The organism is Streptomyces sp. NBC_01352 (assembly GCF_036237295.1).
Lineage (GTDB): Bacteria > Actinomycetota > Actinomycetes > Streptomycetales > Streptomycetaceae > Streptomyces > Streptomyces plumbiresistens.
This window is the reverse complement of sequence record NZ_CP108354.1, coordinates 11,101,094-11,123,227: the sequence shown is the minus strand read 5'-3', so window position 1 is coordinate 11,123,227 and position 22,134 is coordinate 11,101,094. Positions and strand designations below refer to the sequence as shown.

At 71.0% G+C, this 22,134-nt stretch carries 22 protein-coding genes and 2 pseudogenes; 11 read left to right on the top strand and 13 right to left on the bottom strand.

Translation table 11 applies throughout. The features are described from left to right. Positions 1-50: 50 nt before the first annotated feature. From OG252_RS51255 to OG252_RS51245, 3 genes are all read right to left on the bottom strand, one after another. Positions 51-506 carry a cobalamin B12-binding domain-containing protein gene (locus OG252_RS51255; RefSeq protein WP_266447902.1) on the bottom strand — a complete coding sequence of 152 codons (456 nt, stop codon included), beginning with the start codon at positions 504-506 and terminating at the stop codon, positions 51-53. Further along, positions 506-2,083 (bottom strand): methylmalonyl-CoA mutase family protein, encoded by a 1,578-nt coding sequence (locus OG252_RS51250; protein WP_266447901.1) that lies wholly within the window; start codon positions 2,081-2,083, stop codon positions 506-508. The genes OG252_RS51255 and OG252_RS51250 overlap by 1 nt, the downstream gene beginning before the upstream one ends. Before the next feature lie 177 nt (positions 2,084-2,260). Continuing rightward, positions 2,261-2,428, bottom strand: a complete 168-nt coding sequence (locus tag OG252_RS51245; protein ID WP_266447899.1) for a hypothetical protein — start codon at positions 2,426-2,428, stop codon at positions 2,261-2,263. On the opposite strand from OG252_RS51245, the gene OG252_RS51240 reads away from it, so the two are divergent. Beyond that, on the top strand, positions 2,427-3,224 hold the full coding sequence (locus tag OG252_RS51240) for an enoyl-CoA hydratase/isomerase family protein (RefSeq protein ID WP_266447897.1): 798 nt from the start codon (positions 2,427-2,429) through the stop codon (positions 3,222-3,224). The two genes, OG252_RS51245 and OG252_RS51240, sit on opposite strands and share 2 nt — an antisense overlap. A gap of 117 nt (positions 3,225-3,341) precedes the next feature. Next, positions 3,342-3,824, top strand: coding sequence for a hypothetical protein (locus tag OG252_RS51235; RefSeq protein WP_329344977.1), 483 nt, complete (start codon positions 3,342-3,344; stop codon positions 3,822-3,824). Between the two features lie 152 nt (positions 3,825-3,976). Here the strand turns inward: OG252_RS51235 and OG252_RS51230 are convergent, their stop codons facing one another. The 9 genes from OG252_RS51230 to OG252_RS51190 form a co-directional block, all read right to left on the bottom strand. Beyond that, positions 3,977-4,342: a hypothetical protein gene (locus OG252_RS51230; RefSeq protein WP_329344976.1), complete on the bottom strand. Its 366-nt coding sequence runs from the start codon at positions 4,340-4,342 to the stop codon at positions 3,977-3,979. A 442-nt stretch (positions 4,343-4,784) separates the two neighbouring features. Further along, a complete protein-coding gene (locus tag OG252_RS51225; protein ID WP_329344975.1) occupies positions 4,785-6,200 on the bottom strand; it encodes a CoA transferase in 1,416 nt (471 codons plus the stop codon). Further along, on the bottom strand, positions 6,197-7,345 hold the full coding sequence (locus OG252_RS51220) for an acyl-CoA dehydrogenase family protein (RefSeq protein ID WP_329344974.1): 1,149 nt from the start codon (positions 7,343-7,345) through the stop codon (positions 6,197-6,199). Before OG252_RS51220 ends, OG252_RS51225 begins: the two co-directional genes overlap by 4 nt. A gap of 14 nt (positions 7,346-7,359) precedes the next feature. Continuing rightward, entirely contained in the window at positions 7,360-8,508 is a 1,149-nt protein-coding gene (locus OG252_RS51215) for a thiolase family protein (RefSeq protein WP_266447877.1), read from the bottom strand. After that, entirely contained in the window at positions 8,501-9,364 is an 864-nt protein-coding gene (locus OG252_RS51210) for an enoyl-CoA hydratase/isomerase family protein (RefSeq protein WP_266447874.1), read from the bottom strand. Before OG252_RS51210 ends, OG252_RS51215 begins: the two co-directional genes overlap by 8 nt. Continuing rightward, complete coding sequence (locus tag OG252_RS51205) at positions 9,361-10,626, bottom strand: CaiB/BaiF CoA transferase family protein (protein WP_329344973.1); 1,266 nt, start codon at positions 10,624-10,626, stop codon at positions 9,361-9,363. The genes OG252_RS51210 and OG252_RS51205 overlap by 4 nt, the downstream gene beginning before the upstream one ends. 44 nt (positions 10,627-10,670) lie before the next feature. Beyond that, positions 10,671-11,438, bottom strand: a complete 768-nt coding sequence (locus tag OG252_RS51200; protein ID WP_266447869.1) for an SDR family NAD(P)-dependent oxidoreductase — start codon at positions 11,436-11,438, stop codon at positions 10,671-10,673. Between the two features lie 104 nt (positions 11,439-11,542). Beyond that, positions 11,543-12,841 (bottom strand): amidohydrolase family protein, encoded by a 1,299-nt coding sequence (locus OG252_RS51195; protein WP_266447866.1) that lies wholly within the window; start codon positions 12,839-12,841, stop codon positions 11,543-11,545. Positions 12,842-12,895: 54 nt separating this feature from the next. Further along, a complete protein-coding gene (locus OG252_RS51190; protein ID WP_266447863.1) occupies positions 12,896-13,222 on the bottom strand; it encodes a hypothetical protein in 327 nt (108 codons plus the stop codon). 233 nt (positions 13,223-13,455) lie between these two features. Between OG252_RS51190 and OG252_RS51185 the strand changes: the two genes are divergently transcribed. Genes OG252_RS51185 through OG252_RS51175 form a run of 3 tightly spaced genes read left to right on the top strand, consistent with a single transcriptional unit; the run spans position 13,456 to position 15,809 of the window. Further along, entirely contained in the window at positions 13,456-13,881 is a 426-nt protein-coding gene (locus OG252_RS51185) for a nuclear transport factor 2 family protein (protein WP_266447860.1), read from the top strand. Continuing rightward, positions 13,878-14,996: an acyl-CoA dehydrogenase family protein gene (locus OG252_RS51180; RefSeq protein ID WP_266447857.1), complete on the top strand. Its 1,119-nt coding sequence runs from the start codon at positions 13,878-13,880 to the stop codon at positions 14,994-14,996. The genes OG252_RS51185 and OG252_RS51180 overlap by 4 nt, the downstream gene beginning before the upstream one ends. A gap of 6 nt (positions 14,997-15,002) precedes the next feature. Continuing rightward, positions 15,003-15,809 (top strand): acyl-CoA dehydrogenase family protein, encoded by an 807-nt coding sequence (locus OG252_RS51175; protein ID WP_266447854.1) that lies wholly within the window; start codon positions 15,003-15,005, stop codon positions 15,807-15,809. 191 nt (positions 15,810-16,000) lie between these two features. Here the strand turns inward: OG252_RS51175 and OG252_RS52565 are convergent. Beyond that, positions 16,001-16,129 (bottom strand): annotated as a pseudogene (locus OG252_RS52565) (alpha-L-rhamnosidase C-terminal domain-containing protein); the annotation flags it as partial. A gap of 229 nt (positions 16,130-16,358) precedes the next feature. Between OG252_RS52565 and OG252_RS51170 the strand changes: the two are divergent. The 6 genes and pseudogenes from OG252_RS51170 to OG252_RS51145 all read left to right on the top strand — a co-directional run bounded on the left by OG252_RS51170 (position 16,359) and on the right by OG252_RS51145 (position 22,132). Next, on the top strand, positions 16,359-17,024 hold the full coding sequence (locus tag OG252_RS51170) for a TetR/AcrR family transcriptional regulator (RefSeq protein ID WP_323186199.1): 666 nt from the start codon (positions 16,359-16,361) through the stop codon (positions 17,022-17,024). A gap of 58 nt (positions 17,025-17,082) precedes the next feature. Next, complete coding sequence (locus OG252_RS51165) at positions 17,083-17,871, top strand: SDR family oxidoreductase (RefSeq protein ID WP_329344972.1); 789 nt, start codon at positions 17,083-17,085, stop codon at positions 17,869-17,871. Next, entirely contained in the window at positions 17,868-18,653 is a 786-nt protein-coding gene (locus tag OG252_RS51160; RefSeq protein ID WP_266447848.1) for an SDR family oxidoreductase, read from the top strand. The genes OG252_RS51165 and OG252_RS51160 overlap by 4 nt, the downstream gene beginning before the upstream one ends. A gap of 65 nt (positions 18,654-18,718) precedes the next feature. Then, positions 18,719-20,182 carry an aldehyde dehydrogenase family protein gene (locus tag OG252_RS51155; RefSeq protein WP_329344971.1) on the top strand — a complete coding sequence of 488 codons (1,464 nt, stop codon included), beginning with the start codon at positions 18,719-18,721 and terminating at the stop codon, positions 20,180-20,182. 17 nt (positions 20,183-20,199) lie between these two features. Next, positions 20,200-21,003, top strand: coding sequence for a carboxymuconolactone decarboxylase family protein (locus OG252_RS51150; protein ID WP_329344970.1), 804 nt, complete (start codon positions 20,200-20,202; stop codon positions 21,001-21,003). A gap of 12 nt (positions 21,004-21,015) precedes the next feature. Next, positions 21,016-22,132 (top strand): annotated as a pseudogene (locus OG252_RS51145) (XdhC family protein). Positions 22,133-22,134: the final 2 nt, after the last annotated feature.

Sequence of the window (22,134 nt, the reverse complement as noted above, 5' to 3'; positions counted from 1 at the left end):
TGCTGGCTCGGGGCTGTCGCCGCGGACCTGTGCGGCGCGCAGGGGGCGGCTCACACGGCCCGGTCGGATGGGGCGGGTGACGCGGCGCCCCCGAGGCCCAGGGCCGCCGCGTCCGCCTGGGCTGCCAACTTGCGCATCTTGTGGACGAGTTCGTCCAGTGGCACGCCCGTCGGGAAGACCGCGGCCGCCCCCGCGTCGAGGAGCCGGGGTACGTCGCCCGCCGGGACGGTGCCGCCCACGACGACCGCGATGTCCTCGGCGCCCGCGGCACGTAGTGCTTCCACCGTGCGGCGGGTCAGCGCCAGATGGGCGCCGGACAGGATACTCAGTCCGACCACCGCGACGTCCTCCTGGACCGCGGTGGCGACGATGTCGTCGATGCGCTGGCGGATGCCGGTGAAGATGACCTCGAAGCCTGCGTCGCGCAGCGCACGCGCGACGATCTTCGCTCCTCGGTCGTGTCCGTCGAGTCCGGGTTTGGCGACGAGGATGCGTGCGCCGGCCATCAGTACACCACCGGCTGCCGGAACTCGCCCCACACGTCCTTCAGCGCGGTCACCATCTCTCCGACCGTGCAGTACGCGAGGGCGCAGTCGACGAGCAGGGGCATGAGGTTGTCCGTCCCTTCGGCAGCGCGGGCCAGTGCGGTGAGCGAGGTCCGTACGGCCGAGGGGTCGCGTTCCGCCTTGACCCGGGCGAGCCGGTCGAGCTGCAACTGGCGCCCCTTGGCATCGAGTTCGTAGGTGGCGATTTCCGGCGCGGGTTCGTCGGAGACGAAACGGTTGACGCCCACGACCGGCCGTTCGCCCGACTCGGTCGCCTGATGGATGCGGTACGCCTCGTCGGCGATGAGGCCTTGCAAATAGCCGTCCTCGATGGCGCGGACCATGCCGCCGTGGGCGTCGAGGTCGTCCATGATCTCGACGATGCGGGCCTCGGTGGCGTCGGTGAGGGCTTCGACGAAGTATGAGCCGCCGAGCGGGTCAGCGACGCGCGTGACTCCGGTCTCGTGGGCGAGGATCTGCTGGGTGCGCAGGGCGAGGGTGGCCGACTCCTCGCTGGGCAGCGCGAATGGCTCGTCCCAGGCTGCGGTGAACATCGACTGCACGCCGCCAAGCACGGAAGCGAGCGCCTCGTAGGCGACGCGCACGGTGTTGTTGCGGGCCTGCGGGGCGTACAGGGAGGCTCCGCCCGCCACGCAGCCGAAGCGGAACATCGCGGCCTTGTCGCTGCCCGCTCCGTAACGCTCGCGCACGATCGTGGCCCACCGCCTGCGTCCGGCACGGTACTTGGCGATCTCCTCGAAGAAGTCGCCGTGCGTGTAGAAGAAGAAGGAGACCTGCGGCGCGAACTGGTCGATGGTCATCCGGCCGCGCGCGAGGACCGTGTCGCAGTACGTGACTCCGTCGGCCAGCGTGAACGCCATCTCCTGCACAGCGTTGGCTCCCGCGTCGCGGAAGTGCGCTCCGGCGACCGAGATCGCGTTGAATCTCGGCACCTCGGCGGCGCAGAACTCGATGGTGTCCGCGATCAGGCGCAGGGACGGATCTGCGGGCCAGATCCAGGTGCCGCGCGAGGCGTACTCCTTGAGAATGTCGTTCTGGATGGTGCCGGTGAGCTTCTCCCGCAACACACCCTTGCGTTCTGCCGCCGCCACGTAGAAGGCGAGGAGGATCGCGGCGGTGCCGTTGATCGTGAAGCTGGTGCTGATCCGGTCGAGCGGTATCCCGTCGAAGAGCACCTCGGCGTCCGCGAGGGTGTCGACGGCGACACCGACCCGGCCCACTTCCTCGGCCACCTCGGGGTCGTCGGAGTCGTATCCGCACTGGGTGGGCAGGTCCAGGGCCACGGACAGACCAGTGCCTCCCTGGTCGAGGAGGTAGCGATAACGCCGGTTGGATTCTTCGGCGGTGCCGAAGCCCGAGTACTGGCGCAGGGTCCACAGGCGGCCCCGGTAACCGGTCGCGTAATTGCCGCGGGTGAAGGGATAGCTGCCCGGCGGGGGCGGCTCGGCACCACGGTCCTGCGGTCCGTAGACCGGCTTGAGCGGGATGCCCGACAAGGTGTGCGAGGAGGCGTCCATCGATGGATACGTTACTTGCGAGATGCGAGAATGCCAATACCGTTATCGAGAATACGGGCATGGATCCGTGACTGGGTGCTTCACACAGAGGGCTGTCGGCGGCCTCAACTCTCGCTCTACCCTTGCAGGATGAACTGGGAGAACGCGGGTTTCCCGGAGTGGGAGGGCACGACCGTGTCAGCGGCACGGGTCGCCGCCGCCGACACCGGCCTGCTGCCGGGCCCGGAGGGAGTGCCGGGCCGGGTGCTGCACTTTCTGGATCTCGATCGGGCACGCCGCCGGCGACTCGGAGGTCGTCCGGTGCGCCACGGCTGTACGGGGGATGCTGCCGATGGTTGTCGGCATGGCCCGGCACACGCCGCCGCAGCGCCTCGCCCCGCTGCTCGACGCCCTGACCCTGACCCTGGCCTGGCCCGATGTCGCCGCCGAACGACCGGAGCTGATGCCGGTGCCGCACGTCGGGGAGGCGCACGACCAGCTCGAGGAGGCTGTCGCGCACCGGCTCGGGGCGGGCCTGGCCCTCGGGCAGCTGCTGCGCCAGACGGCCTGCCTCGACACGGTGCGGGGTCTCGCGGCGAAGGCCGCCGTGTACTCCATGCTGCTCGGCGGACCTGAGTTCGCGCGATGGCTCGCCGAGCGCCCGGCTCCGCGCCCCGCTGCTCCGGTGGGGCCGCTCGTACGGGCGACGCGCGACGGCGGAGTGCTCACGATCGAGCTGGACCATGCGGAGCGGCGCAACGCGCTGTCGGCCCTGATGGGCGAGGAGTTGTACGCGGCGTTGGAAGCGGCGGTGTGGGATGCCGGCATCGAGCGGGTCGAACTCCAGGGCGCGGGGTTGGCGTTCTGCAGCGGCGGCGATCTGGCCGAGTTCGGCTCCGCTCGCGATCCCGTGGCGTCGTACGTCGTCCGGCTCGATCGTGCGCCGTGGCGCCTCCTGGACGCGGTCCGCGACCGGGTCCAGGTGCGGGTGCACGGGCCCGTGATCGGTGCGGGCCTCGAACTCGCCGCGTTCGCGGGCCTGGTGACCGCGGCGGCCGATACGCGCTTCCGCCTCCCCGAGCTGTCGATGGGGCTGATTCCGGGAGCCGAAGGCAGGTCAGCGTCACCCGCCGGGTGGGCCGGTGGCGGGCGGCGTGGCTGATGCTGACCGGGGAGGAAATCGGCGCGGGGACGGCATTGCGGTGGGGGTTGGTGGACGAGGCAGAGGGGCTCGACGCGGCCACGGTACAAGGGAGCCGGATGGTCGACGGCGTGCCGCATGGCTGAACTCCCGGGCGGCTCCGTCTTGTTCAGATCCGTGGAAGTGGCGCCCGGTCACGAGGGCGACTGCCGCGTACGGGGCGGGCGCATCGTCGCCCTCGCGCCCCGCCTGCGGGCCGCACCGGGTGAAAACGTGGTGGACGGCGGCGGTGGCGCCCTGCTCCCGGGCCTTGCCGATCACCATCTGCATCTGACCGCGATGGCCGCGCGGGCCGCGTCCGTCGATCTGTCGGGCCGCACGGCCCCCACACTCGGCCGGACCATCCGCGGCGCGGCCCCCGGTCCGGACGGCTGGATCCGAGCGACTGGCTACGACGACGGCGCGCACGGCCCACTGGACAGGGAGATTCTCGACACCTGGGCCGGCGGGCGGCCAGTGTGCGGCCAGTGCGGGCGCACCGTTCGGGTGCCCTGTGGGTGGTCAACTCCGCAGCCCTGCAACGCCTCGGCGCCGACTCGACCGCCGCGCCACCCGGGGTGAAGCGGGACGGCTCCGGCCGTGCGACGGCACGGCTCTGGCGTGTGGACGGCTGGCTGCGCGAGCGCATCGGCGCCCGTCCGCCCTCCCTCACCGCCATCGGCGCCCGGCTGGCCGCCTTCGGGATCACTCACGTCACGGACGCGACCCCCGATTCAGCCGCCGTGCCCGTACTGGCCGGTGCACTGCACCGGGGCGAGCTGCCCCAGTACGTCACCTCTTTGGCCACGCACCGACCTGCACCTGTCAGCCACCCACGGCTGCGACTCGGCGCCCGCAAGCTGGTGGTCGCCGACCATGAGCTGCCGGAACTCGCCGCCCTCGTAAGGAAGATATCCGCATCCCATGCCGCGCGCCGCCCCGTCGCCGTGCACTGCGTGACGCCCGCCGCGCTCGCCCTCACACTCGCCGCACTCGACGAAGCCGGACATCACGCCGGCGACCGCATCGAGCACTGCGCCCTCGCGGATACCGCGGCCGTCCGCGAACTCGCCGCACACCGGCTGCGCGTGATCACCCAACCGACGTTCATCACCCGGCGGGGCGACGCCTACCTGGAACGCACCCCGCCCGCGGAACACGCCGACCTTTGGCGATACGGAAGCCTGCTGCGCGCCGGCGTCACCACGGCCCCGGCAGCGACGCCCCGTACGGCGATCCGGATCCGTGGGCCTGTCTGCGAGCGGCCAGGGACCGGACGACACCCTCGGGACGAGTCCTGGCACCGGGCGAACGCACTTCGACGGCACGGGTGCTGCGCGGCATGCTGTCCCGTCCGTGCGACCCCGGCGGCCCGCCTCGCCGTCTCACCACCGGGGCGCGCGCCGATCTCGTCCTGCTGCACGTACCCCTCGATGAGGCCCTGTGTCACCTGGACTCGGCTCTGGTGCGGGCCACATATGTCGGAGGTCGGGCGGTGTACGGCCCCGTGCCCCCGCGTTGACGTGGTCCTACGCTCACCGTTCACCGGCGTGACGCCGCCACCTCGCCGAGGACTCTCACGGTGTCCACCCCCAACTCCGGTGCGGTACCCCGTGGTTGAGGTGGCCGGGGTGACAGTACGGCGTGTGTCTGCCGCAGCCGTGGGCAGTGGACGCTCCAGGCACCGTTGTCGCCGTGCAGTGTGTGAGCCGCCGGCGGTGGGCCGCCGATGAAGGCCGCGACGACGTCCCTCATCGCCACGTCGATCAGATGACCGCCACCGGTCGCGAGGGAGGCGAGTGCTCCGAGCCCGGCCACAAGACCGGTGAGCGGGTCGGCGACGGCGTCGGCGCAGAAGACCGGCTCGCCGCCCGTCCAGCCGACGAGGCCGCCCGCGACTGCGGCGTCGTCCCCGAAAGCCACCCGGTCGGGGTGTGCACGGCCGTATCCGGTGATGGCAAGCCAGACCTTGCCCGGGCGGTGTGTCCGTTGTTCCGGGGCCACCCCCAGTTGCTGCAGTGCGCGTGGCCGGGAGGCCTCGATGACCACGTCGGCGGCGTCGATCAGGGCCGCCAGGCCGGTGCGGCCCTCGCGGGTGGTGAAGTCGACAGCGACGCTTTCGTGGCCGGCGTGCAGCCAGTCGTAGAAGAGGCGCTTGCCGTTTCGCGTGCCCCCGGGGCGACGGGTGCTCTCCACCTTGATCACGCGCGCGCCCGCCTGGTGCAGCAGGTCGGCACACAAGGGTCCGGCCCAGAGCAAGGAGAGGTCGACGACCAGTGGGCGGCGGCCGGGCACCGGGCGTGCCGGGGGCGCAATACGTTTGACCCGCCAGGGAGTTGGAGGGACCGATGTTGCGGGCGGGAGCCCCGCGGCCGGGATACCGAGCATCTGGGCGCGCTCCGCGAGGTCCCCCGCCGGCATGCGACGCACGGCCCGGGTGAGTACTCGCCAGGGGTCGTCCACGTCGGTGCGCCCCAGAAGTACCGGGAGCAGTTCGAGGTCGTCGGCGCGGCTGAGGGAGACAGCGCACCATCCGTCCGCCGCCCGCAGCAGCCGGGTCGCCCCACCCGCGGAAAGGCGACCGTGCCGGGTCAGCCCCAGTGCGCCCGCGCGCCCGGTGAGCAGGGCCAGGGGGTCCACACGGACCGGGTGGGCGAGGGCAGCTCCAAGAGGCTGGAGTGCGCAGGCGGCGGCCCGCAGCAACGGGACGGCGCTCGCCGGGGAGAGCACGGGCGGGCCGGAGGCGTGACCGGTCAGGGACATGGCGCCGGAGGTGGCCCAGTCCCGGCACGGGCAGTCGGCCGTCCCGGTCGGGGTCGGCGGACCGGCCAGGGTCGACGGACGGGGCGAGATCGTCGGCCCGGTCGGGGCCGACGGCCCGGGTGCGTCGTCGATCGTGTTCAGCCAGCGCCGTACGGTCGACGGCCCGTCGCCGCCGGCCCGCGTGTGGTCGTTCACAGCCCCAGCGACTTCGCGACGATCACCTTCATGACCTCGCTGGTGCCGCCGTAGATCCGCGTGATCCGGGCGTCGGTGTACAGCCGGGCGATCGCGTGCTCCTGCATGTAGCCGTATCCGCCGAAGAGTTGGAGGCACCGGTCGACCGCCCGCGCCTGCACCTCGGTGCAGAACAGCTTCGTCTTCGCCGCGTCCGGGCCGGACAGGTCACCCGCGACCAGGGCGAGGACGGCCCGGTCGAGCATCGCCTGGGCGGCCTCGATCTCCGTTGCCACGGCGGCGAGTTCGAACTTCGTGTTCTGGAAGGACGCGACCGGCTTCCCGAAGGCCTTGCGTTCCTTGACGTAGGCGATGGTCGCCTCCAGGGCGGCGGCGGCTTGTGCGACGGAACCGACGGCGACGGTGAGGCGCTCCTGAGGCAGGTTGTGGCCGAGGTAGCCGAATGCGGCGCCTTCTTCGCCGAGCCGGTTCGCCACGGGCACGCGGACGTCGTCGAAGGCCAGCTCGACGGTGTCCTGCGCTTTGATGCCGATCTTCTCCAGGGTGCGGCCGCGGGCGAAGCCGGGCATGCCGTCCTCGACGACGAGCAGGGTGAGGCCGGCCCGCCGGTCGTCCGGGTCGGTCGACGTACGTGCCACGACGATCACCAGGTCGGCGAGGAGACCGCCCGTGATGAAGGTCTTCGCGCCGTTGACGAGGTAATGGTCTCCGTCGCGTACGGCGGTGGTGCGGATGCCGGCGAGGTCGGAGCCGGTGCCGGGTTCGGTCATGGCGATGGCGGTGAGGAGACTTCCGGTGGCCAGGCCCGGGAACCAGCGCTCGCGCTGTTCGTGGTTCGCGTACGCGAGGAAGTACGGGAGGATCACGTCGAGTTGGGTGCGTACGGTGCCCAGCGTCACCAGGGCGCGGGCGGCCTCCTCCTGGAGGACCACGTTGTAGCGGTAGTCGGCGACGCCCCCTCCCCCGTATTCCTCGGGGATCGCGAAGCCGAGCAGCCCCAGTGAGCCGAGCTTGTGGAACACCTCGCGCGGCAGCTGCCCGGCCTTCTCCCAGTCGGAGTAGTGCGGGACGACCTCCTTGGCGATGAAGTCGCGGGCGAGTTCGCGGAACGCTTCGTGGTCGGGGGTGAAGAGGTCGCGGCGCATGGTTCCGGTCCCCTTCAGTGGGCGGCGAGTTCGACGACGGTGGCATTGGCGGTGCCGCCGCCTTCGCACATGGTCTGCAGGCCGTAGCGGATGCCGTTCTCGCGCATGTGGTGGATCATCCGGGTCATCAACACGGCGCCGGATGCGCCGAGCGGATGGCCAAGGGCGATGGCGCCGCCGAGCGGGTTGAGCAGGCGGGGGTCGGCGCCGGTCTCGGCGAGCCAGGCGAGAGGTACGGGCGCGAAGGCCTCGTTCACCTCGTACACCCCGATGTCGGCGAGGGCGAGGCCCGCCTTGCGGAGCACCTTCTCCGTGGCGGGGATCGGACCGGTGAGCATCAGTACGGGGTCGGCGCCGACGACCGCGCCCGCCCAGTACCGGACCAACGGGGTCAGGCCCAGCTCACGGGCCTTGTCCGGTGTCGTCACCAGGAGTGCGGCCGCGCCGTCCGAGATCTGGGAGGCGTTGCCCGCGTGGATCAGGCCGTCCTCGCTGAAGGACGGCCTGAGAGAGGCGAGCTTTTCGACGCTGGTGGTGCGGCGTACGCCTTCGTCTGCGCTCACCGTCGCGCCCTGCGCGGTCACCGGGACGATCTGGCGGTCGAACGCGCCGGCGTCCTGCGCGGCCGCGGCACGCGCATGCGACAGGGCGGCGAACTCATCGGCCTGGGCACGCGTGATGCCCCACTTCTGCGCGATCTTCTCCGCGGATATGCCTTGGTTGAAGTCGAATCCGTCGTAGCGGGCCAGGACTTGAGGACCGTACGGCTGCCCACCCGCCCTCGCGGCGCCCAGCGGCACCCGGCTCATGACCTCCACGCCGCCGGCGACGACCACGTCCATCTGCCCGGACAGGACGGCCTGCACGGCGAAGTCCAGAGCCTGCTGACTGGAGCCGCACGCGCGGTTGACCGTGGTGCCGGGCACGGACTCGGGCCAACCCGCCGCAAGGACCGAATAGCGGGCGATGTTGGCGGACTGGTCGCCGATCTGTCCCACGCAGCCCCACACCACGTCGTCCACCACGGCCGGATCGATTCCGGTGCGGTCGACGAGTGCGCCCAGGACCACGGCGGAGAGGTCGGCGGCGTGGACGGCGGACAGGCCTCCGCCCCGTTTGCCCGCGGGGGTGCGGACCGCCTCGACGATCACTGCTTCAGGCATCGCGGGGTTCCTCCGTTGACTTGGTGACGGGCGCGACGGCGGACGCGGGTACGGCCCAGGTCCCCGTGAAGACAGGTGCGCGTTGCTCGGCGAAGGCCGCGTAGGCCTCGGGGGCGTCCGCCGTCGCGAAGTTGACCGCCTGCGCGCGTGCCTCCGCGGAGAGGGCCTCGCGCAAGGTGTGGCCCATGCCCTCGTTGAGCAAGGCCTTGCTCTGGGCGAGTGCGATCGCGGGTCCCTGGGCGAGGCGGACGGCGAGCTCCTCGACGTAGCCGTCGATCTCCTCCTCGGGCACCACCCACGTCACGAGCCCCAGGGCGTGGGCCTCTTCCGCGTCGATCGTCTCCGCGAGCAGCGACAGCCGCTTGGCCTGCTGCAATCCGACGTGCCGGGGCAGCAGCCAGGAGCCGCCGAGGTCGAGGGAGAGGCCGCGGCGCGCGAAGATCTGCGAGAACCGGGCGCCTGGAGAGGCCGCGACGAGGTCGCAGCCGAGAGCGAGGTTCCAGCCCGCTCCGACGGCGACCCCGGTGACCTTGGCGATGGTGGGCACGGGCAACTCGTGCAGCAGCAGCGCCACATCGGTCAGGGTCCGCATCCGGTGCAGGGGGTGGGTGTCGGGACGGGGGCTGCTGAGATCGGCGCCCGAACAGAACGCTCCCCCGGCACCCGTGAGCACCAGGGCCCGTACGGACCGGTCCTCGCCGACCGCCACGAGCGCGTCGTGCAGCGCGGACCACAGGACGGTGTCCAGGGCGTTCTTGCGGTGCGGGCGGTTGAGGGTGAGGGTGCGGATGCCCTCGGGGGTGTCGTGGGTCAACAGAACGGGGGTCGTTCCGTTCCGGGCCTCGTACGCCGTCACGCCGGCCCCCTGGCCTCGGGAGCTTCTCCGATCATCCCGCCCTCCCGCAGCGCGGCGATCTCCCCCGCACTCAGGCCGAGTTCGCCGAGCACCGACTCCGTGTGCTCGCCGAGCCCCGGTACCGCGCCCATCCGCGCCTCGTAACCGGAGATCACCGGTGGTGGCAGCAACGCGGGGATCTCGCCCGCCGGGGTGGCCACGCCGCGCCAGCGGTCGCGGGCGGTGAGATGCGGGTGGGTGTTGACGTCACTCGGGGTGTTGTACCGGGAGTTGCCTATGCCGGCCCGGTCGGCGCGGTCCTGGACCGTGCTCAGGTCGTGGCGGGCGCACCAGACGGCGATCTCCTTGTCGAGGAGTTCACGGTGGGCGCACCGGCCGGTGTTGGTGCGGAAGCGGTCGTCGGCGGCGAGGTCGGGCCGCTGGATCAGCTCCGTGGCCAGACGCTGCCACTCGCGGTCGTTGGTCGTGCCGAGGACGACGGTCTGGCCGTCGGCGGTGCGGTACGCCCCGTAGGGCGCGACGGCCGGGGAGCTCATGCCGAGCGGGTCGGGTTCCAGGCCCGAATGTCGGGTGTACGTGAGCGCGTAGCCCATGAGCTCGGTCATCGTGTCGAAGAGGCTGACGGCCACCGAAGGCGCGGGGTCACAGCCGGATCCGCGTGCCCCGTCGAGCCTGGACCCACGTGCCCCGTCGAGCCCGGATCCGCGCCCCTCGTACAGCAGCGCCACGATGCTCAGCGCCGCGTACAGACCGGTCGTGGTGTCGGCGACCGGCGGTCCCGGTTTCGCGGGGGCGCCGGGATGCCCGGTGATCGAGCAGGCGCCTGACTCGGCCTGGACGAGCAGGTCATAAGCGCGTTTGTGGGAAAGCGGGCCGCCGGGGCCGTAGCCGTCGATCTCCACACCGATGACGCCGGGATGGCGGGCGGCGAGGTCGCCGGGCGCCACACCGAGACGGTCCGTGGTGCCCGGCGTGAGGTTGGAGACCAGGACGTCGGCCCGGTCGAGCAGCCGGTGCAACAGACCCAGGCCCGGTTCGGTCTTCAGGTCGAGGGTGACCGACTCCTTGCCTCGGTTGGCCCACACGAAATGCGCGCCGAGTCCACCCACCACGTCGTCGTAGTGACGGGCGAAGTCACCCCCGCGCGGGTTCTCGACCTTGATGACGCGGGCCCCGAGGTCGGCGAGCGTGCGGGTGCACATGGGGGCGGAGACCGCCTGTTCCAGAGCGACGACGGTGACGTCGGCAAGCGGTCCCCGCACTCGATGTCCCCGCCCTCCTTGTCCCCGCCCCCCGGTTCCGGGCATCAGATCACCAGGCCGCCGTCGACGGGCAGGACCTGCCCGGTGACGAACGACGCGGCGTCGGAGGCGAGGAAGACGAAGGCCGGGGCGACTTCCTCCGGCTCGGCCCACCGGCCCATGGGGATACGGGCGAGCATGGGCCCGGCGAACTTCTCGTGCGTACGGATGGTTTCCGTCATCGGCGTGGCGGCCAGCGGTGCCACGGCGTTGACCGTGATCTGCTTCCGCGCCAGCTCGCGGGCGAGCGACTTGGTCATCCCGATGATCCCGGCCTTCGCGGCCGAGTAGTTGACCTGGCCGAGCGTGCCGGTGAGCCCGGCCGACGAGGTCACGTTGATGACGCGTCCCCTACCGCCCACGGGCAGGAACGGCAGCGCGGCCTGCGCGCACCGGAACGCGCCCATCACATGGATGTCGACAAGCCGCGTGACGCTCTCCTCGGTGAGGTCCGCGAACATGGCCGGCGCGGTGACACCGGCGTTGTTCACGAGGATGTGGAGGCGACCGTCCGCGAGTTGGGCGGCCCGCGCACAGGCGGCGTCGGCGGCGGCCCGGTCCCGTACGTCGAGAACCGCGCTCTCCGCCTTGCCGCCTTCGGCGCGGATCCTCTCGGCCCGTGCCTCGGCCGCCACGCCGTCGAGGTCCGTGACCAGCACGGTGGCGCCGGCCCGGGCGAGCGCCTGCGCCACGGCCGCACCGATGCCCGCCGCGGCGCCGGTGACGAGGGCCGAACGGCCGGTGAGCGCAAAGGGGTTGGCGGCGTCCGCCACGGTGCGACCTCCTGGGTCCGGCGATGAAAGGGCTACGACGGGCTGCCTCGACGGTCCGGGGACCGGGCCGATCGGGCCGGTCGACGGCGCGTGAGCCGATCGGGCTACTTCGACGCGGCGGCCACCGCCCGCTGCGCCCGCTCCCGGTACCCGGCGAGCTTCTCGGCGGGCGCGACGAGCTGGTGGCTGCGCGACTGGACGCTCACGTCGTGCCCGGCCGCCGCCGCCCGCAGCGCACCCACCGTCGCCTGCTCACGCGGCACATGCGAGAAGGGGTCGAAGGAGAACCAGCGCATGGCGTTCGCGTACGTCATCTTGTTGATCTCGTCGTCCGGCACCTGGCAGGCGTCCATGACCCCGCCCAGCTCCTCGGGCGCACCGGGCCACATGGAGTCGCTGTGCGGGTAGTCGGCCTCCCAGCAAATGTTGTCGATGCCGATGTCGTGCCGCAGCCGCACGCCCAGCGGGTCGCTGATGAAGCAGGTCAGGAAGTGCTCGCGGAAGACCTCGCTCGGCAGCTTTCCGCCGAAGTCCTGCAACGTCCAGGTGGAGTGCATCTCGAAGGTCCGGTCGACACGCTCGAGGAAGTACGGGATCCATCCGGTGCCGCCCTCGGACAGCGCGATCTTCAGGTCCGGGTAGTCCTTGACGGGCTTGGACCAGAGCAGGTCGGCCGCGGCGGCGACGATGTTCATCGGCTGCAGCGTGATCATCACGTCCGGCGGCGAGTCGGCGGCCGGGATGGTGAGCCGACCCGAGGAGCCGATGTGCACGGACATCACGGTGTCGGTGTCGACGAGGGCCTTCCACAATGGGTTCCAGTACGGGTCGTGGAAACTGGGATAGCCGAGGGCGGCCGGGTTCTCGGTGAAGGTGAGCGAATGGCAGCCCTTGGCGGCGACCCGCCGCACCTCGGCCGCGCACAGCTCCGCGTCCCAGATCGCCGGCAGCGCCATCGGGATGAATCGGCCAGGGTAGGCGCCGCACCACTCGTCGATGTGCCAGTCGTTGTACGCGCGCACCAGGGCGACTGAGAAATCGGGGTCCTCGGTGGCGAACAGGCGGGCTGCGAAGCCGGGGAACGAGGGGAAGTTCATCGAGGCGAGCATGCCGCCCGCGTTCATGTCCTTGATGCGTTCGTGCACGTCGTAACAGCCGGGCCGGATCTCGTCGAGACCCTGCGGATCCATGCCGTACTCCTCCTTCGGCCGCCCGGCCACCGCGTTGAGCGCGACGTTCGGGATGACCGTGTCGCGGAAGGTCCACACGTCGGTGCCGTCGTCCCGGTGCACCAGGCGCGGGGCGTCGTCGCGGTACTTCTTCGGCAGGTGGTTCACGAACATGTCGGGCGGCTCGATGATGTGGTCGTCGACGCTGATCAGGATCATGTCGTTCCGGTGCATGACGGGCCTCCAAGCGCGTACATACGCATGAGTACGAAGGTGTGCGGGGCGGGCTCAGTCGGACGCGGGCAGCGGCTTGGCCGCCTTGATCTCCATCACCGTGCCGTCGCAGGCGAGCGGCCCCCTGCCCGCGGCGGTGCACAACAGCTCCAGGGAGCCGGAGGCGTCGACATAGCGCTTGCCGATGAGAGTGCCGGCGTTCTGGGTTGCGGGCGCAGCTGTGGCCGCGGGCGCCGCTTCGGCCGCCGGCACCATCGGCTCACCTCCGCAGGTGAGCCGCGGACGGGCGTCGGCCTGCGCCTTCACCACGACCACACGGGTACCGCAGACGGTGCTGGCCAGTTGCGCTCCGGGGCGCAGCCCCAGGGCCGGTGACGTCATGCCGACTTCCCTTCCCCTGCCGGACAGGATTCCCCTCTCAACAAACGGAAACTATCTTCTCCTCATCCGCGAATCAACCATTCGGACGCAACGTTGCGCGATAGGCGGGGCATTTCCGCCGAGCACACCCGACCCCCGCCCCCGGTTTGCACGTTGACGCCACACCACCCCCGTGGAACTCTGAAGAGAACCGCCGAGAACATCATTCTCGCGTTCGAGAACGGAGTGACCAGGTGACCTCCCCCCGCCCGACCGACGACCTCATGGAGATCCACCAGCTCCTGGCCCGCTACGCGGTGACGATCACCCAAGGTGATACCGACGGCCTGCTCGAGGTGTTCACCGAGGACGGGACGTACAGCGCCTTCGGCGAAACCTACCCGCTCTCCGACTTCCCCGCGCTGGTCGCCGCCGCCCCCAAGGGGCTGTTCCTCACCGGCACCGCGCTGGTGGAGCCGGCCGGGGACAGCGCCACGGGTACCCAGCCGCTCTGCTTCGTCGATCACGCCACCCACGAGTTGCGCATCGGCTACTACAACGACACCTACCGGCGCACGGAACGCGGCTGGCGGCTGCGCACCCGCGCCATGACCTTCATCCGCCGCAACGGCGCCCACGACTCCGGACGTCCGCACGCCTTCGACCCGGCGGGCGCGTGAACGCCCAGGAGAGCTACAAGATCGCGCAGTTCCGCGCGGATCTGACCGCCTGGCTCGACGCACACGACCTCACACCGGATCCCGCCGATCGTTCCCTGGACGCCCAAGTGGCGCAACTGGCCCGGGTACGCGGGGCGTTGTACGAGGCCGACTGGATGCGCCACGGCTGGCCCGCGTCCGTCGGCGGGCTCGGCGGACCCGCCGTCCTGCGAGCCGTGCTCGGCGAGGAGGTGGCCACCCGAGGCCTCGCGGAGCCCGGCATCTACTCCATGGTCGAAGTGCTCGCCCCGACGATGATCTCGTACGCCTCACCGCAACTGGCTGCCGAAATGGTCCCGTTGCTGCTCGGCGGCCGCGAGCACTGGTGCCAGGGTTTCTCCGAACCGGGCTCCGGCAGCGATCTCGCCTCGCTCGCCACCCGCGCCCGGCCGTTCGGCGACGACTGGGTGGTCTCCGGCCAGAAAGTCTGGACCAGCCTCGCCCAGTACGCCGCCCGCTGCGTGCTGCTCACGCGGACGGGAGAGCCCGGACACAGCGGCATCACCGCCTTCTTCGTCGACATGGACTCCCCGGGCATCACGGTCCGTCCCCTGCGCACGGTGCACGGCGTCGACGAGTTCGCCGAGGTCTTCTTCGACGACGTGGTGGTGCCCGGCACACGGATGCTCGGCCGACCGGGCGACGGCTGGCGCCTGGCGATGGACCTGCTGCCGCACGAGCGCTCCACCTGCTTCTGGCACCGCATCGCCCACCTGCACACGCGCCTGGACCGTCTCATCGAGGAGTGCCGCAACCCGGACGACACGGCCATCGGCGAGGCTTATCTAGCCCTGCACACCGCGCGCTGCCGGTCCCGCGCGACGCAGCGGCGGCTCGCGGGAGGTGCGGCGCTCGGTCCGGAGACCTCGGTCGACAAGGTCCTTCTTGCCACCGCCGAGCAGCAACTGTTCGACACCGCACGTGACTTGCTCCCGGGTGCGATCGAGCTCACGGACGCGGACGACACCTGGCGCACCGAGTTCCTGTACTCGCGCGCGGCGACCATCTACGGCGGCACCGCCGAGGTGCAGCGCAACATCGTCGCCCGGCGGCTGCTCGGCCTCGGCAAGGAGTGAACCCGGATGAGCGCTGACACAACCGAATTGGACCTGCTCGCCGAGGCCCTGCGCAAGACGATGACCGACCACACGGGCGCGGCCCTGGATGCCGCACTCGACGGCATGGGCTGGCGGGACATGCTCACCGAACTGCCGTATGAGACGGTTCCGCTGGTCTTCCGTCTGCTCGGCGAGACGGGCGCGCACGCCTCCGTCCTCAACGACGTGGTGCTCCACGAGGCGGGCCGCCCGCTGGGCGGCAGCGTGCCCCTTCCCTACGCCGGCGGTTCCCAGGTCGTCTGGGAGCGCGGCACCGATCTCACGCCCGCCGACGCACTGGACCAGGAACTGCCCTGGCGTCTCACCCCCACCGGGACCGACGCGCCGCCTCTCGCCGCGGGCCGCCGGGCCCTGGCCTGGTGGCTCACCGGGACGGCCCGCGCCATGCTCGCCCTGGCCCGTCAACACGCCGTGGACCGAACGCAGTTCGGTCGCCCGATCGCCTCCTTCCAGGCCGTACGCCACCGCCTGGCGGAAACCCTGATCGCGATCGAGGGCGCCGAAGCGGCTCTGACCGTGGCGGACGACGACCGCGGCGACCTGAGCTCCCTGCTCGCCAAGGCCGCCGCGGGCCGCGCGGCCCTGACCGCCGCCCGCCACTGCCAGCAGGTCCTCGGCGGCATCGGCTTCACCGCCGAGCACCCCCTGCACCGGCACATACGGCGGGCGTACGCACTGGACGGACTGCTCGGCAGCGCACGGGAGCTGACCCGCGAGGCGGGCGCCCGGCTCCGAAGCGAAGGCAGGGCCACGCGGATCGCGCAGCTGTGAGAATCTCGCGGATCGCCCCCTTGCTGGGAGCCGCGCGGACCGCCCGTTTGCAAGGACGACCCGCGCAGCCCGCCCCGCTCAGGCGTTGAAGCGTAGGACCCCGCCTTCGCCCGGTACACCTTGTACGCCGCACCGCCCGAGGAGTCGTCCCGTACATATCGCACGCCGTCCGGGGCGCTCACCGGCTTGCCCTGTGTCGGCACCCAGATCTCGGCGTCGGGCTGGTACGGCACGGTCACCGCCAGTTCGATCCTGCCGTCCGCACGCCGGTGCCACTGCGAGGACACCTCACCGCGCACCGTTTTGATCGAGGCGCTCACCCGGTCCAGGGGGGCGGGTGAAAGGTCGAGATCCGACGTGTCCACCGGGACACGGCTGTTGACGGCCACCGCCTGGATGTACGGGCCCGCCTGCAGCACAACGCTCACGACGACCACATTTCCGCACGCTTTAAGGCGGTTGACTTCCCCCACCCACCATGCTTCGATTCCCGTCGTACGGAAACGCCATTCTCACAGCACGCAACAACCCTCTCGTACGGGTGGTGTCGTGGTGCAACTTTCCGTGAAGGAGCGGATCCTGCTGGCCGCGGAGCGTCTTTTCGCCGAGCGCGGCCTCGACGGGGCCTCCCTGCGACAGATCAGCGCGGCCGCCCACAACGGCAACAACACGGCGGTGCAGTACCACTTCGGATCGAAGGAGCGCCTGATCCAGGCGATCTTCGAATACCGCCTACGGGATCTCAACGAACGCCGCGCCGCCCTGATCGCCGGCCGGCGTCCGCAGGAGCTGCGCGTCTGGGTGGAGTGCCACATCGTCCCGGTGCTCGAACAGGGCGAACGGGAGGGCAGCCACTACCTCAGCTTCGTGGCGAAACTCCAGCAGCACGGCCGGCGGGACGTCCTCGACCGGCTCGCACCCGAGCTGCTCGCGCCGACGCACGTCTTCCGCGAGCGGGCCGGGGCGCTGCTGCCGCACCTGCCGGAGCCGCTGCGCGGCCACCGCATCGCCCACGCGATGGCGTTCAGCGTGTACGCCGGGGCCGAGCGCGAGCAGAGCCGGGCCCGTGACGAGGAGGTACTGCCGTATGCCGTCCACGTCGGGGATCTCCTCGACGGCCTGGTCGGATTCCTGCAGGCGCCGGTGTCGTCGGCCACCGCGTCGGCCCTGGCGGGGGCCGGGGCGCGTGAGATCGCGCTACCCGTCCACCCCTAGGCCCTCGCACCACTTCACCTTCACCAACCGCCTGTACATCAGAGGGAGTTCGATGACGATGGATCTACGGGACGCCGTGACGGTCGTGACCGGTGCCGGCAGCGGGATCGGGCGAGCCGCCGCGCATGCCTTCGCCCGCCGGGGCGCGCGGGTGGTGGTCACCGACCTGGACGCCGAACGGGCAAAGACGGTCGCCGCCGAGCTGGGGCCGGACGGTGCGCGTGCTGTCGCCGCCGCGTGCGATGTCACCAGCCTCGACGACCTGCGTGCCGTACGGGACCTCGCGCTGGAGCGGTTCGGGCAGGTCGACCTGGTGATGAACAACGTCGGCATCCTGGCCGTCGGCCCCGTCGAGGACATCCCGCTCGAAGCGTGGCAGCGCGTCATCGACGTGAACCTGCTGAGCGTCGTACGCAGCAACCTCGTGTTCCTGCCGCTGCTCCTGGAGCAGGGGTTCGGACACGTGGTCAACACCGCCTCCACAGCAGGCCTGTTGCCCTACGGACACGACCGTCTTCCGTACACGGCGACGAAGCACGCCGTCGTCGGACTCTCCCAGGCCCTCGCCCTCTCCCTGCGGCCGCGCGGCATCGGCGTCTCCTGCCTGTGCCCGGCCGGAGTGGCCACCAACATCGTCGAGCAGATCACCTTCTACGGGGAGCCGGCACCGCCCAAGGGACCCCAATTCCCTGTCCTGGACGCCGAGTCGGTCGGCGAGCTCGTCGCCGACGGCGTCAGCGAGAACCGGTTCCTCATCCTCACCGCTCCCGAAGCCGCCGACGAACTGCGCGAACTCGGAGCCGACGTCGACCTCTACCTGTCCCGACTGATCAAGGACGCCTCATGAACGCACCGAGCAGCACCCTCGACCGGATGAGCCTGGGCGGCAAGGTCGCCGTGATCACCGGCGGAGCCGGCGCCATCGGCCAGGTCTACGCCCGCGCACTTGCCGAGGCCGGGGCGCGGGTCGTCCTCGCGGACCTCGACGCCGACGGCGCCGAACGGGCCGCCAAGTCCCTGTCCGCCGACGGGCTGCACGCGCTCGGAGTACGGGTGGACATCACCGACCAGGACTCCGCGGCCGAGATGGCACAGCAGGCCGTCGACGCCTTCGGCGGGATCGACATCCTCGTCAACAACGCCGCACTGATGGCCGACATCCCTCAGGTCGACCTCCTCGACCTGCCCGGCGAGTGGTTCGAGCGTGTCATGCGGGTCAACGTGTTCGGCGCCATCGTGTGCGCGAAGGCGGTCAAGGCCTCGATGGTCGAGCGCGGCGGCGGGCGGATCATCAACCAGGTGTCGGCCGGTGCGTTCATGGGCGGCGGGATCTACGGGGTGAGCAAGCTCGCGCTCGTCAACGTCACGGTCGGGCTTGCCCGTTCACTCGGTCCGCACGGCATCAACGTCAACGCCATCGCACCGGGACTCGTGGAGAACGAGCCCGGCTTCAAGAGCCTGCCCGCCGACCACCCGGCGCGCGCCGCGCTCGCCTCGGCCATCCCGGGCAAGAAATCCGCGCCGGCCGACGACCTGCTCGGCACACTCCTGCTGCTCGCCTCGGACGCCGGCGTGTGGATCAACGGGCAGACCATCAGCGTCGACGGCGGCTGGGTCACCCGGCTGTGAGTCGGGTTCACGACGGTTCCACAGACGGTGCCGTACGCGGTTCCGCAGAAGGAGAGGGGCACACCTTGAGCGACGAACTCGGCGTCACCGGACCGCTGGTGAACGGCATCTGGCTCGAGAAGACATCCATCGGCACGATCGACCACGTCAATCCGGCGACTGCCCGCGTCAACGGCTCCGTACTGTTGTGCGGCCCGCAGGAGGTCGACGCGGCCGTGGCCGCCGCGAAGGACGCATATCCCCAGTGGCGGACCATGTCACCGGACAAGCGCCGCCGCATCCTGCAGCGCATCGAAGAGCTGATGCTCGCCCGCGTGGCCGAACTCGGTCGCCTCACCACGCTCGAACTCGGCGCGCCCATCGCCGTCTCGTCGGCGCTCGCGTATCTGTGCTCCGGCTGGTTCGGGTACTACGCCGGCTGGGCGGACAAGATCGAGGGGGCGACGATCCCGCCGAGCCCGGTCATGGCCCCGGGCCTCGACTACACCGTCCCGGAGCCGTACGGCATCGTGGGAATCATCCTCACCTGGAACGGCCCGATCATGTCGGTCGGGATGAAGATCGCCCCGGCGCTCGCCGCCGGGAACTGCGTGGTCGTCAAGTCGCCCGATTTCGCGCCGTTCACGGTGGCGAAGTTCGCGGAGATCGCGCTGGAGGCCGGGCTGCCGCCCGGCGTGCTGCACATCCTGCCCGGTGGTCCCGAGGCCGGTGAGCACCTCGTGCGTCATCCGGACGTCGGCATGATCTCCTTCACCGGCGGCATACCGACCGCCAAGAAGATCCTCGACTCCGCCCGTCACACCCTCAAGCCGGTGCTGCTCGAACTCGGCGGCAAAACGGCGAGTGTGGTGTTCCCCGACGCCGACATCGACGCGGCCGTGACCGAGACCGTCCGCTCCTGCTTCAACCTGTCAGGTCAGGGCTGCAACCTCACCACCCGGATGCTGGTCCACCGCGAGGTGTACGAGCGGGTCGTCGAGGCCGCAGGGGTTGCCGCGAAGGCCCTGACCGTCGGGGATCCGTTCGCACCGACGACGGCGCTGGGTCCGGTGGTCGGTGCTCAGGCGCGGGACAGGATCCTCGGTGTGATCGACAAGGCGGCGGCCGACAGCCGGCTCGTGGCGGGCGGTCACGCCGTCGACAAGGCGTCGCTCCCGCCGCAGGTGCAGGGCGGTTTCTTCGTCGAGCCGACCGTGCTCGCCGATGTGGACCCGGGCAGCGAGGTCGCCCGGCACGAGGTGTTCGGCCCGGTGCTGTCGATCATCCCGTTCGACACGGAGGAGCAGGCCGTCGAGCTGGCCAACTCCACCCCGTACGGCCTCGGCGCGGTCCTGTTCACCCACGACGTGGCGCGGGTGCAGCGCATCGTGCCGCAGCTGCAAGCGGGCACGGTGCATGTCAACGGGCCGTCAGGGCAGCCGCCGGGGGCTCCGTTCGGCGGGTACAAGCACAGCGGTCACGGCCGTGAGGGCGGCAAGGAAGGGCTGTACGAGTTCCTGCAGACCAAGAACGTCTTCATTCGCGCCTAGGGAGTCAGGGAGTCCTGATGGACGTATCGTCGGAGATGTCAGTGGATGCATCGGCACAAGAGGGCCGTGGGGACCAGACCGCGGCCGAGGTTCTGGGATCGGCTGAACTTCCCTCCTCGCAAACGCCGTTCGGCCGTGCGTCCCGTGACTTCCTGTACGGGCAGGTGTGGTCGCGTCCGGGTCTGAGCCGGCGGGACCGGCGCTTTGTCACGCTCACCTGTGTGGCGGCCGCCGACGCGCCGGAGCCGATCGAGGAGCAGGTGCACGCGGCGCTCGTGAGCGGGGACATCTCGCTCGACGAGATGCTCGAACTCGTCCTGCACTTCGCGGTGTACTGCGGCTGGCCCAAGGCCTCCCATCTGGAGGGCGCCATCGCCCGCCAATGGGACCGCATCCACCGCGAACGCGGTGAACCCACTCCTTCCTGGCCCGAGCTGGACAACCTCACGCTCGGCCCCGGCGACATAGAGAAGCGCATCGCGCGCGGCGTGGAGGAGTTCATCGACGTGAACCTCACGCCCGCGCCGCCGGTCAACTCGCCCTACCGGCACGCCGGCATCCTGAACTTCGTGTTCGGCCATGTCTGGCAGCGCCCCGGTCTCACCCGCAGGGAGCGCCGGATCATCACGGTCGCCAGCGTCGCGCTCGACGACTCGCCCGTTCCCCTGCGCACGCATGTCGCGGCGGCCCTGCACTCCGGCGACATCACCAAGGAGGAGATGGACGAGATCGTCCTGCAGTTCGCGGCCTACTACGGCTTCGCGAAAGGCGATGCGCTCGCGGACTCGGTGGAGGCGGCGTGGGCCGGGCGGCCCGCGTGACGCGTCACGGCCATGCGTGAGATCGCCGCGCGGCTCACGGCCTGGGACCGGGCGGGCACCCGCTTCGCCCTGGCGACCGTCGTCTCGATGAGCGGCAGCGCGCCCCGCGCACCGCGCCACCATGGCGGTGTCCGAGACCGGGGAGGTGCTCGGGAGCGTGTCCGGCGGGTGCGTCGAGGGCACCGTCTACGAGCTGTGCCAGGAGGTGCTCTCGACGGGCGCGGCCATGCGGGAGAGCTTTGGTTACTCGGACGACACGGCGTTCGCGGTGGGCCTGAGCTGCGGCGGCACGATCGAGGTGTGCGTGCAGCCGCAGCCGCCGTCCGCCGTGCTCGATGCCGTGGCCGACTGGACACCCGTCGCCGTGGCGCAACTCCTCGACGGCAGCGGCGCGATCCTGGCCGTCGGCCCCGAGCAGGTCCGCGGATCCACGGGGGCGGCGGAGGTGGACGCCGTGATCGCCGCCGAGGCGCGCGCCATGCTGGACGTCGCGGCGAGCGGCATCCGCGCGGTGCGCTGCCGCCCGGGTACGGAGGTGTTCATCGCCTCGTACGCACCGCGTCCACGGCTCCTCGTGTTCGGTGCGACGGACCACGCCGGGGCGGTCGCGTCGTTGGGCGCTTTCCTCGGATACGAGGTCACGGTCTGCGACGCCCGCTCGGTGTTCGCCACGCCGGCGCGCTTCCCGGATGCGGATCAGGTGGTGGTCGACTGGCCGCACCGCTTCCTCGCCCGCACACCGGTCGATGGCCGCACGGTCGTCGTGGTCCTCACCCACGACGCCAAGTTCGACGTGCCGCTGCTCGAAGTGGCGCTGCGGCTGCCGGTCGCGTACGTGGGGGCGATGGGCTCCCGGCGCACGCATCACGAGCGGCTCGGCCGGCTGCGCGAGGCGGGCCTCACCGAGCGGGAACTCGCCCGGCTGCGTTCGCCGATCGGCCTGGACCTGGGGGCACGTACGCCCGAGGAGACCGCGGTGGCCATCGGGGCGGAGATCGTCGCGGTGCGGCGGGGCGGTGGCGGGCTGCCGCTCCGGGACGCGGACGGGCCCTTGCACCACGATCCGTACACGCCCTGGGGGACGCACCAGCCCGCTGGATCCAAGCGCGTTGTAAATCACGGGAGTTAAAC